Raw genomic sequence first — 13,919 nt, 5'->3', positions numbered from 1 at the left:
TTAAAAAGCGGGGGAGTTTTCGACTCCTCCGCTTTTTTGTTGGCCGCGCGTTCGACCTCCTCTTATTCTTCCACTCATGTTCGAGTTCTTCTCCACGCTCCATTGGGGCACAGTCATCCAGATCATCGTCATCGACATCCTGCTCGGGGGCGACAATGCCGTCGTGATCGCGCTGGCCTGCCGCAAGCTGCCGCCCGCGCAGCGTACGAAAGGCGTGTTGTGGGGCACGGCCGGCGCCATCCTGCTGCGGGTCGTGCTGATCGCGTTCGCGGTCGCGCTGCTCGACGTGCCGCTGCTCAAATTTACCGGCGGTCTGCTGCTGCTGTGGATCGGCGTGCGCCTGCTGGCGCCCGCGCACGATGTTCACGAGAACATCAAGCCGGCCGACAAGCTGATGTCGGCGATCAAGACCATCATCATTGCGGACGCGGTGATGAGCCTCGACAACGTGATCGCGATTGCCGGCGCGGCCGAGGCAGCGGATCCAGGACATCGTCTCGCGCTGGTGATTTTCGGGCTGGTGGTCAGCATTCCGCTGATCGTGTGGGGCAGCCAGCTGGTGCTGAAGCTGCTCGACCGCTTTCCGATCGTCATCACGCTCGGCGCCGCGTTGCTTGGCTGGATTGCGGGTGGGTTGATCATCAACGACCCGGCCGGCGACCGTTGGCCGATCCTCGATACGCCGGTGGCCGAATACGGTACGAGCATCGCGGGTGCGGTGTTCGTCGTGGTGCTGGGCTATCTGCTCAAGCGCCACAACGCCAAACGCGCGGCGGCCTGAACCTTGGCGGAACATCGCGGTGATAGCGCAACGTTAGCCATCCGGCTGACTGTGTAGGGCAAGCGCTGCTGGCTACGATGGAAACGCCTGTCCCCGATTCGCGGGGCAGGCGTTTTTCGTTTCAGGAGCCTGCCGATGATCGTTATTTTGCCGTATTCCCCTTATCCACAGTCCAGGCTTTCCCCGCGCTCAAGCTCCCGGCGAGCGCAGTGGCCCGCGCGAATCGCACGCGCCTGCCGCGGTGTCGGCTTCGGCTTTACGCTGATCGAATTGATGATCGTGCTGGCGATTGTCGGCGTAATCGCTGCTTACGCGATTCCGGCATATCAGGACTATCTGGCTCGCAGCCGGGTCGGCGAGGGTTTGTCGCTGGCCGCTTCCGCGCGTCTCGCGGTGTCCGAGAACGCCGCCAGCGGCAATGCGTTCGGCGGCGGTTATGCGTCGCCGCCGGCCACCCGCAACGTCGAATCGATTCGCGTCGACGACGACACCGGCCAGATCACCGTCGCCTTCACGACGCGCGTGGCGCAGGCCGGTTCGAACACGCTCACGCTGGTGCCTTCGGTGCCCGACAACGTGGACGCGCCCACCGCGCGGATCGCGTTGAGCAAGAGTTCGGTGCAGCCTGGCGCGGTCACTTGGGAATGTTTTGCCGGCGGCAAGACGGCGTCTTCATTGCCTGCGCCGGGTGCCGGTCCCGCGCCGGCCGATGCGCCGACGTTGCCGCCGAATCTTGCACCACCGGAGTGCCGCGCATGAGCCGCTGTGTGAGAGGTAGTCGAACGTAAAAGGCTGATTTTCAGGATATTTCGGCGCGCCCGGCGCACAGCAGAAGAATTTTTTTGTATAGTGCGCCGGTTGCTGACGCCTCCGGTTACTCAATGCCCACCCCATTCGCGCGCTACCTGTCTCTCATTCTGTTGGCTCTCGCGTTGGTGCTGCCTTATGCAGTCGTCAACCACACATATCCGATTCCGACGTTCTACGCTGAATTCACGGCGCTCGCGCTGTACCTGCTGACCGGCGCGGGCGTCGTGCTGCTGGTGTGGAGCGCCAAGCCGCGCATTTCGTTCGCATCGCCGGTCGTCGCGCTGGTGCCGCTGTTTTTCGGACTGGTGCTGGTCGCGCAGTCGGTGTTGCTGCCGGTCAGGCAGCCGTCGATGAACTGGCTCGGCGGCGGCTATCTGCTCGCGGCCTTCGTGGCCGCGCATGCCGGCTATGGCTTCACACGCGCAAAACTTACCGAAATCGCGTTGCGCTGGGCGGCCTGGGCGTTGATCATCGGCGGCCTTTACGCGGTGTTCTGCCAGGTCATCCAGTTGTTTCACCTCGAAGCGAAGGTGTCGCCGCTCGTCGTCGCCTATAACGTGACCGTCGAGCGCCGGCCGTTCGGCAATATGGCGCAGGCGAATCACCTCGCCACTTATATTGCATTCGCCATGGCGGGCACGCTGTTTCTCGCGCAGACGCGGCAACTTGCTATCGGCGTCTGGCTGCTGGTGTCGACGATCTTCGCGGTCGGCCTCGCGCTGACCGTGTCGCGTGGTCCCTGGCTGCAGATGGGGGTGATCGTGGTGGCGGGTTTCTGGATGGCGTTTGCGCAGACGCGCAATGAGCCGCTTCTACGCCGCAGCAACCGCGAATGGCTGATCCCGATCGCGCTGGCGGTGCTGTTCTTTGTCATCAACGCGTTGATCCGCTGGGCCAACGTGCACTACCACCTCGAGCTCGGGCAGTCGGCTGCCGATCGTTTCAAGGACGCCGGCCAGATCGTGCCACGCCTCGCGCTGTGGAAGTACGGCTGGACGATGTTCAAGACGCATCCGTTGCTGGGTGTCGGCTGGGGCGAATTTCCGGGCTACCAGTACGAGTATGCGAAGACGCTAGGCGGTGTCGAGATCGCCAATAACTCGCATGACATCTTCATCGATCTGCTCGCGAAAACCGGCTTGATCGGCCTCGCGATCGTGCTGTTCGGCCTGGTCGCCTGGCTGGTGCGCGTGGTGCGTGTGCCGCACACCTCCGCGCGCGTGTTCGGCATTGCGCTGATCGGCGTGCTGGTCATGCATGCGCTAGTCGAGTATCCGCAGCAGTACATGTTCTTTCTGCTGCCGGCAATGTTCGTGTTCGGTTTGCTGGAGACGCGTCCGCTGCGCCTCGTGCCCGGCCGCCTGGCGTTCGGTACGTTCGCGGTGGTGGTGTTCGGCGGGCTGGCGGCGTTGTATCCGGTGTATCGCGACTATGCGCGCGCCGAGGTGCTGTATTACGGCTCGCGTCCCGCCGAACAGTACCGCGCGGACCCGTCATTCCTTTTCCAGGCGTGGGGCGAGTATGGCCTCGCGACGCTGCTGCCGATGAATTCGATGGACCTGCAACACAAGCTCGCGATGCACAAGCAGGCGATGGCGCTGTTGCCGGGCGAAACCGTGCTGCGCCGTTACGCGGTGCTGCAGGCATTGAGCGGCGATACGGCGGCGGCATTCGACACGGTCGAACGCCTGAAGATTTTTGCCGAGGAATTGAAGGATTGGCCGTCGCAGCTCAGCTATCTGTATGAACTGTGCGACGAGCAGAAGACGCTGACCGGCTTCAAGGCAGCATTGATGAAGCGGTACGGCATGCCGCCGAGCGATGTCAATCAGGACGACGACAGCGAAGAGGAGTGATGCCGCGCTGTTGTCCGTGAGCTTCAGCGCTGGAGCGGGGCGCCGATGGTGGCCGTATCAGGCCGCCACCCAATCCCCCGACTTCCCGCCGTGCTTCTCCAGCACCTTGACGTCGGTGATCGTCATCCCGCGATCCACCGCCTTGCACATGTCGTAGACCGTCAGCAGCCCGACCTGCACGGCGGTTAGCGCTTCCATCTCCACACCGGTGCGTCCGAGCGTCTCCGCCTGAACCGTGCAATGCACGCCGGGCAGCGTTTCATCGAGTTCGAAGTCCACTTTGACGCGCGTCAGCGCGAGCGGATGACATAGCGGAATCAGATCGGCGGTGCGCTTTGCGCCCTGGATCGCGGCGATGCGCGCGATGCCGATCACGTCGCCCTTCTTGGCGTTGCCGTCGCGGATCAGCGCGAACGTGTTCGGCAGCATGCGGATCGAGCCGCGCGCGACAGCGATGCGCCTGGTCTCCTGCTTGCCGCCGACGTCCACCATATGCGCCTGGCCGGCGGCGTCGAAATGGGTGAGTTCAGGCATGGTTGGGCTCCTTCAGAGGGCGCCTATCATAGCAGCGTGACGACGCCGGCCGGCAGCTGGCGCCGATGCGGATTCGAGCGCGTCGGCAGGTCGCACTTCACGAGCCTGGTCATGAGCCTCGCGCCGGAATGGCTCATATCGCCGCGGTGACTGACTACAATTGCCGTATGCCCGCTATCTTAGTCCGAGTGGCGAGCGTCGCCTTTCGACTCCGTTCTACCGATCACGCGATGCGTCCGAAACGGTTTCTTGCTGCGTTGCTGTCCGTCGCGCTCTTCGCGCAGCCGGGCGCGTTCGCGCAATCCCGCAGCGCTTCGGCCGTCGGCCCCAACACGCAGACTGAAGAACCGCCGATGGAAATCGGCCCGCTGAATGCTTATGCCGAGCCCGTCGTGCCGCCGGCGATAGCGCAGGGCGTGTTCGGCGTCTACGGTGGCGCGCAGAGCCGCCTTTCGGGTAACGTCCCCCAAGGGGACTTCCTTCGGGGCGCCGGGGCGAACAACAGCTGGCGCGCGCCGATCGTCACGCAGCAACTGCCCGATCTCGGCAATGGCGGCGCCGGTTCGCTGACGCCGCTCGCCGAGCGCAAGCTCGGCGAGCGCGTGATGCGCGAGTTGCGCCGCGACCCTGACTATCTTGATGACTGGCTGGTGCGCGACTACCTGAACTCGGTCGCTGCGAAACTTGCCGCGGCGGCGAGCGCGCAATACATCGGCGGCTATCGGCCGGACTTCGAGCTATTCGCGGTTCGCGACGCGCAGATCAACGCGTTCTCGATGCCGGGTGGCTTCATCGGCGTGAACACCGGTTTGATCGTGACGACGCAGACCGAGTCGGAACTCGCGGCCGTGGTCGGGCACGAGATGGGGCACGTCTTGCAGCGGCACATTTCGCGGATGATCACGACCGGCGAGCGCAGCGGTTATGCGGTGCTCGCCGGCGTGTTGTTCGGCGTGCTGGCGGGCGTCCTCGCGCATAGCGGCGACCTTGGCAGTGCGATTGCGATCGGCGGCCAGGCGTATGCGGTCGACAATCAGTTGCGCTTTTCGCGTTCCGCCGAGCACGAGGCGGATCGCGTCGGTTTTCTGTTGCTGACCGGCGCCGGCTACGACCCGTACGCGATGACGACGTTTTTCGACCGGCTCGATCGTGCCTCGATGAGCGACACGGGTGTGCCGGCGTACGCGCGCACGCATCCTCTGACGGGTGAGCGGATCGCCGACATGGCGGACCGTGCACGTCGCGCGCCGTACCGGCAACCGCACCAGGCGTCCGAATATGGTTTCGTGCGGGCGAGGGCACGCTTGCTGCAGGATCGCTCGCGTAGTGAATACGCCGATGAGATTTCGCGGCTGCGCTCCGAGATCGAGGACCGTACGGCGCTGAACGTTGCCGCGAACTGGTACGGCATAGCGTATGGGCAGATGCTGCTCGAGCGTTATGAAGACGCAGCGGCGTCGCTGGCTACTTCGCGTGCGGTTTTTGTCGCCGGCGAGCGCAGTGAAGGCGAGGCGGCGCGCAGTTCGCCGAGTCTGGATGTGCTGGCTGCCGATATTGCGCGCCGCGCCGGGCGTGATGACGAGGCCACTCGTCTTGCCGAGCTTGCGCAGAAGCGCTGGCCGCAGTCGAATGCGGCGATCGACATACATATTCGAACCTTGCTGACGATGCGGCGGTTTGCCGATGCGCAGGCGTTGGCGTTGAAGGAAACGCGAGCTGATCCGGAGCAGCCGGCGTGGTGGTTGTATCTCGCGCAGGCGAGTGCCGGGAAGGGGGATGCGCTGGCGCAGCATCGCGCGTTGGCTGAAAAGTTCGCTCTCGAGGGGGCCTGGCTTTCCGCCATCCGGCAACTGAAGGAGGCGCGGGATATGAAGACCATTGGATACTATGATCTGGCCACCGTCGATGCGCGGTTACATGAGATGGAGAGCCGCTATCGGGAGGAGCGGCTCGATGAGAAGAGTTAAGCGGGGGTTTTTGCTTTTGCCGGTGGCGCGGGTTGTTGTGCCTACGCCGCAGGTGGTCCCGCGCGCCGCGCGTCCCGAGGTCCCTGAACACTAGGCCATGCCGCTGCCAAAGGCAAAAATCTAAGCTCTCGTTGCCGGGCTGACAACAAATCCAAACCGCCCGGCAACATCCGCCCGCCGCACAGCCTGCAGCGGCAAAACAACCCCGTCTCGCCAGAAAAACTCTCCACTGACGGCGTCGTCAGCCAACTGTGCATGATCAGAAAAAACTTCCAGATCATGATCATGCAAAACAGCCACTCTCTGCGGCGCCGAGCGATCGACAAACAGAACCCCGCCTTCATCGTCGATATACACTGCCGAAGGCTCGAAGACACCGCCAGCCTGATCAGTCAAGGAAAGCGCTCCGCCGGCATCGGCGGACAACCTCACCACCCACGGCGTATAACCCAATTCGACATAAACCCGCTGCGGCCCATTCTGAAAGAACCACTGCCCGCTTTCATCCGCCTCGTAATTCCGATTGATGAACGCCAGCAGCGCCGTATGCCGGATCGGCGTGCCGGCAGCGCCGCTAGCCTGCGCAGCCTCATCCCTCATGCGCCAGTTGCCGCGCCGGTCGAGCAACAGCCAGCCCGTGCAACTCGGCACATTCGGCCATTTGGCCAAGGCCTGCTTGACGATGTCATCCATGATCGAGGTACCGCTCCAGGTAGCCGAATACGCGCCGCGACAACCAGTCGATGCGGCCCGGGAACGGTCCGGTCATAAAGCCGGCGTGGCCGCCGTGCCTGGGTTGATCGAGTTCCACGGCCGCCGACACGTCATGCCGCGATGGCAACGCCTCGCCCGGCAGGAACGGGTCGTTGCGCGCGTTCAGCACCAGCGTCGGTACGGCAATGTGCGGCAGCAACGGCCGCGTGGTCGCGCGGCTCCAGTAGTCGTCGGTATCGCGAAAGCCGTGCAGCGGCGCCGTCACCACGTTGTCGAACTCATACATCGTGCGGCTCGCGCGCATCGCATCCCGGTCGAACAGACCCGGAAACTGGACGAGCTTCTGTTCGGCTTTCTGCTTGAGCGTCTTCAGGAAGCTGCGCGTATAGACCATGCCGAATCCCTGCGACAGCGCGCGTCCGCCGGCATGCACGTCGATCGGCGTCGAAATCGCGGCGGCGACCGAAATCACCGACGACGCGTCCTCGCCCCGCTCGCCGAGCCAGCGCAGCAGCACATTGCCGCCGAGCGACACGCCCGCGGCCACGATCGGCCCGCGATGCGCAGCACGCAGCCGCCGCAGCACCCAGTCCACTTCGTTGCTGTCGGCGAGATGGTAAAAACGCGGCAGCAGATTCAACGCTCCGCTGCAACTGCGAAAGTGCGGCACCACGCCATGCCAGCCACACTCGCGCGCCCCGGCCATCAGCGACATCGCATAGTGCGATGCCGAACTGCCTTCGAGCCCATGAAACAGCACGAACAGCGGGGCCTCGTCAGCAGGAGCTAGCCGAGGAACGGAAGCGCTTGACAGACCGGCGGACGGATCGTCATGCACCACCCAATCGAGATCGATGAAGTCGCCGTCAGGCGTGTCCCAGCGCTCGCGCCGGAACGCGACCGCCGGACGGCGCGCGAACAGCGACGGGACGATGGTCTGCATATGCCGGTTCGGCAGCCAGAGCGGCGCACGGTAGAGCAGATCGACCGTTGCCTCGACGGCAGCCGCGGCGTGCGCCGTGCCGGAAGAAGCGGATTTGTCGTGCGTCGTCCCCCAATCCCCCAATCCCCCAAGGGGACTTCCTTCGGGGCGAGGGATTTCCTTCGGGGCGAGGGACATCCTTCGGGGCGAGGGACTTCCTTCGGGGCGAGGGACATCCTTCGGGGCGAGGGACTTCCTGCGGGGCGTGCTCATACCAGCGCCGGAACAAAAACGTGAAGCATCAACAGAACGTCAGTGCAACGGCCCCTGGCCATGCCGCATCTTCGTCGCGAACTGGCTGGCGGTTTCGTTCGGCATCGGGCTCGCGTGAATATGCGCAATGCGCCATTCGCCGCGTTCGTGGACCATCACGTAAGTGGTGAACACCATCGTCGGCGCGGCGGCCGGATTGGCCGGCCGGTGCGCTTCGGCAATTGCATAGACGACGGTGCCGAGGCTGTCGTAGACGCGGATATCGAGCGGTTCGATCGAGACCGGCGCGGCTTCCAGCTGGATCTGCAAGCCGGCTCGAATGCTGTCGAGGCCGTGCAGATGCGAGCCGTCGGCGCAGATGCAGCTGACGAACTCCTCATCGATCCACAAGCCCATCAAGCTGTCGATATTGACCTCGGCGACGGCCTGATAGTAGGCGTTCAGGGTATCGGCGGCGGCTTCGAAGATATGGGCAAAACGTGGCATGGCTCGTCAGTCTCTTGTGCGCGGCGCGCGGTTGCGGGGCAGCAGTCAGCGGGACAGTCCGGGGCGCCGGACAATCGTACCCAAGCGCGAGAATGCCCGCGCCGCAAGGCGCGAACATGACGCGACGCGCTCAGATGCGTGCGGTGTTGCGTGCAAGTGTCAGTCGGTTCAGCGTTGCGCGAGCAACATGCCGCGCAAATCGCCGAATACCTGTTCCGCGCTCAACTGTTTCAGGCAGTTCAGATGGCCCAGCGGGCACTCGCGCTCAAAACAGGGACTGCATTCGAGATGAAGCCATTGTACCTTCGCAAGCTCCGACAAGGGCGGCGTGTGGCGCGGATCGGTCGAGCCGTACACGGCCACGAGCGGCCGGCGCAGCGCGGCGGCCACGTGCATCAGCCCGGAATCGTTGGTGACGACCGCGTTGGCCCGCGAGATCAGCGCGCAAGCCTCGCCCAGCGCGGTCTGGCCGCACAGGTTGCGCACGTTCGGTGCTTTCTCCGCGATCGCCTGCGCAAGCGGCGCGTCTTTCGGCGAACCGAGCGCGACGATCTGCGTATAGGGGAACGACTGGCCGACCATCTGCGCGAGCGCCGCGAAATGCTCGGGCGGCCAGCGCTTGGCTGGACCGTACTCGGCGCCGGGACAGAACACCAGCAGCGGCACGCGCGTGTCCAGATTGAAGCGCGCCGACACGCGCGACGCCTCGTTCAGGTCGGCGTCGAGCCGCGGCATCGGCAGATCGTCGGGGACCTTGGCGCCCGGCGCGTAGGCGAGGGCGGCGTAGTGGCCGACCATCGGCGGGCGCTCGTCCTTGCGCGGATTCGCGTGACGCACGTTCAGCAGGCCGTAGCGGCTTTCGCCCGTATAGCCGATGCGCAGCGCAATGCCCGCCATCCACGGAATCAGCGCCGACTTCAGCGAGTTCGGCAGTACGTAGGCCGCGTCGTAGCCGACGTCGCGCAAGTCGCTCGACAGTTGCCAGCGGCGCAGCATCTGCAGCTTGCCGTGCGCGAGATCGGTCGCGTAGACGTCGCGGATTTCGGGCATCCGTTCGAGCACGGGCGCGACCCACGAAGGGGCGACCGCGTCGATCGCGATGCGCGGATGCAATTTCACGAGGCGCGCGAACAGCGGCTGCGCCATCAATGCGTCACCGATCCAGTTCGGTGCGATAACCAACGCGCGACGCATCAGAGTGAGTGTCCGGTGTCGAAACGAAGCGCCGCGCGCGTTATGCGCGTGGCGTTCAGGTTTGTGAAAGGGAGTCAGCCGCGAGTCGCGTGGCGCGGACCCGGTACGGCCGGACCCGCCGCGGCCGCGGCGTTGCCGCGACGCGCTCGCGCAATCGCCTGCTACCAGGGCAAAGACGGCAAGCCAAACGACCAACCGGGCAGCGGGCGAGGCCAACAGGGCCGCAAGCAGCGCCGCAAGCGCTCAGTGTTCAATGACCTCTGACCACTTCGCCGTCGCGCAGCTTGTAGCGCGTACCGCAGTACGGGCAACGCGCTTCACCGTGCGTCACGTCGATAAAGACACGCGGGTGGGCGCTCCAGCGCGGCATCGACGGATTCGGGCAATACGCCGGCAGGTCTTTTGCCGACAGTTCGACCAGCGGCATTTCCTTGATTTCGCTCATGGGGACTTTCTCGTTGTATACAGGGTGCGTGCGTTGCGCCGTTAAAAGCCGGGGCAGCGCGCGTTAGATCTTGCTCAGCCAGTGCGCGTACTTCTCGCTCTTGCCGTTCACGATATCGAAGAAGCCCGCTTGCAGCTTCTCAGTGATCGGGCCGCGTGCGCCCGAACCGATCGTGCGGTTGTCGAGTTCGCGGATCGGCGTGACTTCGGCGGCGGTGCCGGTGAAGAACGCTTCGTCGCAGGTGTAGACCTCGTCGCGCGTGATGCGTTTTTCGATCACTTCGATGCCGGCGTCTTTCGCCAGCGTGATGACGGTGTCGCGCGTGATGCCGTCGAGGCACGACGACAGATCCGGCGTGTACAGCTTGCCGTTGTTCACGAGGAAGAAGTTTTCTCCCGAGCCTTCCGACACGTAGCCGTCCACGTCGAGCAGCAGCGCTTCGTCGTAGCCGTCGGCGGTGGCTTCCTGGTTGGCGAGGATCGAGTTCACGTACCAGCCCGACGCCTTGGCGCGGACCATCGACACGTTCACGTGATGGCGCGTGAACGACGAGGTCTTCACACGGATGCCCTTCTTCAGGCCGTCTTCGCCGAGGTAAGCACCCCACGGCCAGGCGGCGATCGCCACGTGAATCGTGTTGCCCTTGGCCGACACGCCGAGCTTTTCCGAGCCGACCCAGATGATCGGGCGCAGGTAGCAGGATTCCAGCTTGTTTGCGCGGACCACCTCGAGCTGTGCCGCGGCGAGCGTTTCGTGGTCGAACGGCACGTCCATCTGGAAAATCTTCGCCGAGTTCAGCAGACGCTTGGTGTGTTCCTTCAGGCGGAAAATCGCGGTGCCGCCGTCGGCCGTCTTGTAGGCGCGCACGCCTTCGAAAACGCCCATGCCGTAGTGCAGCGTGTGGGTGAGCACATGGATCTTGGCATCGCGCCACTCGATGAGCTTGCCATCCATCCAGATCTTGCCGTCGCGGTCGGCCATTGACATACGATTCTCCAGCAGGTGCGGTTGTGAGTGCCCCCAATCCTGTCGCTTCGCGTCAGGCTCCCCGAGGGGGCAATCCCCCAATCCCCCAAGGGGACTTCCTTTGGGGCGGGGGACTTCCTGCGGGGCGGAAAACCCGGGGGGCGGCCCGGCGTTTTCTTGTGAGGCGGTGCGAAGACCGGTATTTTAGCGTCTTTTGCACACGGAACGGGCATTTGGCCGCATTCCGGGCGCTATAATTCGGCGCACGCATAATTCAAATCCGAATGCGCCAGCGGGTGCTTGATGACCTGGTGCCGACTTCCCTTCGTTGCGGCGCGTTTGGCGCCAACGCGTTTCGCCTCATGCTCGCTCGCCTGTCAGACCTCGATCGCCGTGCCTTCCGTGAGGGCGCGCGCGACTATTCGCCCACGCTGATGGCGATTTTTTCCTGGGGCCTCGTGACCGGCATTGCGATGAGCAAGTCCGTGCTCACACTGCCGCAGGCGCTCACCATGTCGCTGCTGTGCTACGCCGGCTCGTCGCAACTGGCGGTGCTGCCGCTGCTGGCGGCCAGGCTGCCGGTGTGGACCGTGCTGCTCACGGCCGCGATGGTCAATACGCGTTTCGTGATCTTCAGCGTCGGTCTCGCGCCGCATTTCTCCTATCTGCCGATGTGGCGGCGCATCGTGCTCGGCTATTTCAACGGCGATGTGATCTACCTGCTGTTCCAGAAGAAAAGCTTCCCGACCGGTTATGTGCCGGGCAAGGAGGCCTATTTCTGGGGCATGGCGATTTGCAGCTGGCTGTCGTGGCAGGTGTCGTCGATCGTCGGCATTCTGCTGGCGAGCCTGATTCCGGACACCTGGGGTCTTGCGCTGGCGGGCACGCTGGCGCTGCTGCCGATCATGGTGTCGGCGATCGCGACGCGCTCGACGCTGGCCGCGGTCAGCATCGCCGGCATCGTTTCGCTGCTGGCCTTCGACCTGCCTTACCGGCTCGCGCTGCCGCTGGCGGTGATCGCGGCGATCATCGCGGGCAGTGCGGCCGATCTGATGGCTGAGCACGCCGACTTGCGCCGCATCCGCAACAGCGCGGGAGATTCCCCATGACGTCCACGCAGATCTGGCTGGCCATTTTCGGCATGACCTTCGTCACCGCGGTGACACGCGCGATGTTTCTAATCGGCGGCGAGCGAACCGTGTTGCCGGAGCGCGTGCAAAGGATGTTGCGCTACGCGCCGGCCGCGGCGCTCGCCGCCGTCGTGCTGCCCGACGTGCTGACCACTCCCGAGGGCCTGTCTTTCGCGCCGTCGAATCACGAGTTTTACGCGACGCTGTCCGGTCTCGCGTGGTTTTTGTGGCGCCGCACCATGCTTGGCACGATCGTCGTCGGGATGGTCGTATTTACGCTCATGCGGCTCTTCATGTAATTGAGCAGGCTTGAAATGCTGCGTTGCGGCATGCGTGCGGCATCTTTCAAATACGGGACATTCGCCGAGTTGCGGGTTAGAAGGCAACGTGGATCAGTTAAAATGCACTTTTCCGGGATAACCGCGCCGGTGTATAGCGCGAGAGCCGCGGCGCATGCCGCCGGCGCCCGATTCAGCGGAGCCGCTGCTGTGCCGAAGCGCTGGAGTTCTGTTTTGCGCTGTGCGTCAGTGCGCCGTCCGTCACCGCCTTCTCATCAACTCGCACATACACGCCCATGAACAAGGTATTGCGTCTCTCCGATCTGATCGCCGAAGGCAAGCTATCCGGCAAACGCGTGTTCATCCGCGCCGATCTGAACGTGCCGCAGGACGACCAAGGCAACATTACCGAAGACACCCGTATCCGCGCCTCCGTGCCGGCTATCAAGGCCGCGCTGGACGCCGGCGCCGCCGTGATGGTCACCTCGCACCTGGGCCGTCCGACCGAAGGCGATTTCAAGCCGGAAGACTCGCTCGCCCCGGTCGCCAGGCGCCTCGCCGAGCTGCTCGGACGCGACGTGCCGTTGGTCGCGAACTGGGTGGAAAACGGCGTGAACGTGGTGCCGGGCCAGGTCGTGCTGCTGGAAAACTGCCGCGTCAACAAGGGCGAAAAGAAGGATTCCGACGAGCTCGCGCAAAAAATGGCGAAGCTCTGCGACGTCTACGTGAACGACGCATTCGGCACCGCGCACCGCGCCGAAGCCACCACCCACGGCATCGCCAGATACGCGCCCGTCGCGTGCGCCGGGCCGCTGCTGGCCGCTGAACTCGAAGCGCTCGGCAAGGCGTTGGGCTCGCCGAAGCGCCCGCTGGTGGCGATCGTCGCCGGCTCGAAGGTGTCGACCAAGCTGACCATCCTGAAGTCGCTGGCCGAGAAGGTCGATCAGCTGATCGTCGGCGGCGGCATCGCCAATACGTTCATGCTGGCCGCGGGCCTGAAGATCGGCAAGTCGCTCGCCGAAGCGGATCTGGTGAACGAAGCCAAGGCCATCATCGACGCAGCGAAAGCGCGCGGCGCCTCGGTGCCGATTCCGACCGACGTGGTCACGGCCAAGGCGTTTTCGCCGACCGCCAAGGCCGAAATCAAGGCCGTCGCCGACGTTCAAGACGACGACATGATCCTCGACATTGGACCCGAAACGGCCAAGGTGCTCGCCGCACAACTGGAAAAGGCCGGCACGATCGTGTGGAACGGCCCGGTCGGCGTGTTCGAATTCGACCAGTTCGGCAACGGCACGAAGACGCTGGCTGACGCGATCGCCCGGTCGTCGGCGTTCTCGATTGCAGGCGGCGGCGATACGCTCGCAGCGATCGCCAAGTACGGCATCCACGACAAGGTCAGCTACATCTCGACGGGCGGCGGCGCCTTCCTCGAATTCCTCGAGGGCAAGAAGCTGCCGGCGGTCGAAGTTCTGGAATCGCGGGCTTAACGTGGCGACGCGCTCCCCAACGGCAAAGTCTGCAAAGGCGCGCGGCGGCAAGTCGCCGCGCAACAACGCGGCA

General features: G+C 64.4%; 14 protein-coding genes. 7 read left to right on the top strand and 7 right to left on the bottom strand.

The features are described 5' to 3' along the window. The first annotated feature begins 76 nt into the window (after positions 1–76). From AC07WT_RS17820 to AC07WT_RS17810, 3 genes are all read left to right on the top strand, one after another. Complete coding sequence (locus AC07WT_RS17820) at positions 77–781, top strand: TerC family protein (RefSeq protein WP_494947959.1); 705 nt, start codon at positions 77–79, stop codon at positions 779–781. 135 nt (positions 782–916) lie between these two features. Beyond that, positions 917–1,540 (top strand): pilin, encoded by a 624-nt coding sequence (locus AC07WT_RS17815; protein ID WP_494947958.1) that lies wholly within the window; start codon positions 917–919, stop codon positions 1,538–1,540. Positions 1,541–1,662: 122 nt separating this feature from the next. Next, complete coding sequence (locus AC07WT_RS17810; RefSeq protein WP_494947957.1) at positions 1,663–3,447, top strand: PglL family O-oligosaccharyltransferase; 1,785 nt, start codon at positions 1,663–1,665, stop codon at positions 3,445–3,447. A gap of 57 nt (positions 3,448–3,504) precedes the next feature. On the opposite strand, the gene moaC is transcribed toward AC07WT_RS17810, so the two are convergent. Continuing rightward, positions 3,505–3,981, bottom strand: coding sequence for a cyclic pyranopterin monophosphate synthase MoaC (moaC, locus tag AC07WT_RS17805; protein WP_494947956.1), 477 nt, complete (start codon positions 3,979–3,981; stop codon positions 3,505–3,507). Between the two features lie 230 nt (positions 3,982–4,211). Between moaC and AC07WT_RS17800 the strand changes: the two genes are divergently transcribed. Beyond that, positions 4,212–5,948, top strand: coding sequence for a M48 family metalloprotease (locus AC07WT_RS17800; protein WP_494947955.1), 1,737 nt, complete (start codon positions 4,212–4,214; stop codon positions 5,946–5,948). A gap of 120 nt (positions 5,949–6,068) precedes the next feature. Here AC07WT_RS17800 and AC07WT_RS17795 read toward each other — a convergent pair whose 3' ends face one another. The 6 genes from AC07WT_RS17795 to AC07WT_RS17770 form a co-directional block, all read right to left on the bottom strand. Beyond that, positions 6,069–6,641, bottom strand: coding sequence for a DUF2946 family protein (locus AC07WT_RS17795; protein WP_494947954.1), 573 nt, complete (start codon positions 6,639–6,641; stop codon positions 6,069–6,071). Continuing rightward, entirely contained in the window at positions 6,634–7,782 is a 1,149-nt protein-coding gene (locus AC07WT_RS17790; protein ID WP_494947953.1) for a YheT family hydrolase, read from the bottom strand. The genes AC07WT_RS17795 and AC07WT_RS17790 overlap by 8 nt, the downstream gene beginning before the upstream one ends. A gap of 114 nt (positions 7,783–7,896) precedes the next feature. Continuing rightward, complete coding sequence (locus AC07WT_RS17785) at positions 7,897–8,343, bottom strand: nuclear transport factor 2 family protein (RefSeq protein ID WP_492596505.1); 447 nt, start codon at positions 8,341–8,343, stop codon at positions 7,897–7,899. Positions 8,344–8,511: 168 nt separating this feature from the next. Continuing rightward, positions 8,512–9,537, bottom strand: a complete 1,026-nt coding sequence (gene waaF, locus AC07WT_RS17780; protein WP_494947952.1) for a lipopolysaccharide heptosyltransferase II — start codon at positions 9,535–9,537, stop codon at positions 8,512–8,514. 250 nt (positions 9,538–9,787) lie between these two features. Further along, entirely contained in the window at positions 9,788–9,982 is a 195-nt protein-coding gene (locus AC07WT_RS17775) for a zinc-finger domain-containing protein (RefSeq protein ID WP_115098945.1), read from the bottom strand. A 63-nt stretch (positions 9,983–10,045) separates the two neighbouring features. Then, complete coding sequence (locus AC07WT_RS17770; RefSeq protein WP_492596503.1) at positions 10,046–10,969, bottom strand: branched-chain amino acid transaminase; 924 nt, start codon at positions 10,967–10,969, stop codon at positions 10,046–10,048. A 341-nt stretch (positions 10,970–11,310) separates the two neighbouring features. Between AC07WT_RS17770 and AC07WT_RS17765 the strand changes: the two genes are divergently transcribed. The 3 genes from AC07WT_RS17765 to AC07WT_RS17755 all read left to right on the top strand — a co-directional run bounded on the left by AC07WT_RS17765 (position 11,311) and on the right by AC07WT_RS17755 (position 13,846). Beyond that, complete coding sequence (locus AC07WT_RS17765) at positions 11,311–12,057, top strand: AzlC family ABC transporter permease (protein ID WP_494948446.1); 747 nt, start codon at positions 11,311–11,313, stop codon at positions 12,055–12,057. Continuing rightward, positions 12,054–12,377 carry an AzlD domain-containing protein gene (locus AC07WT_RS17760; RefSeq protein ID WP_494947951.1) on the top strand — a complete coding sequence of 108 codons (324 nt, stop codon included), beginning with the start codon at positions 12,054–12,056 and terminating at the stop codon, positions 12,375–12,377. The genes AC07WT_RS17765 and AC07WT_RS17760 overlap by 4 nt, the downstream gene beginning before the upstream one ends. A gap of 275 nt (positions 12,378–12,652) precedes the next feature. Next, the gene (locus AC07WT_RS17755; protein ID WP_492590424.1) at positions 12,653–13,846 is read left to right on the top strand and encodes a phosphoglycerate kinase; all 1,194 of its coding nucleotides are present in this window, start codon (positions 12,653–12,655) and stop codon (positions 13,844–13,846) included. Positions 13,847–13,919 lie beyond the last annotated feature (73 nt).

It is taken from the genome of Paraburkholderia sp. GW821-FHT02A12 (assembly GCF_059422005.1).
Note: the sequence above shows the minus strand (reverse complement) of the source record. Positions and strands in the feature narration are given on the sequence as shown.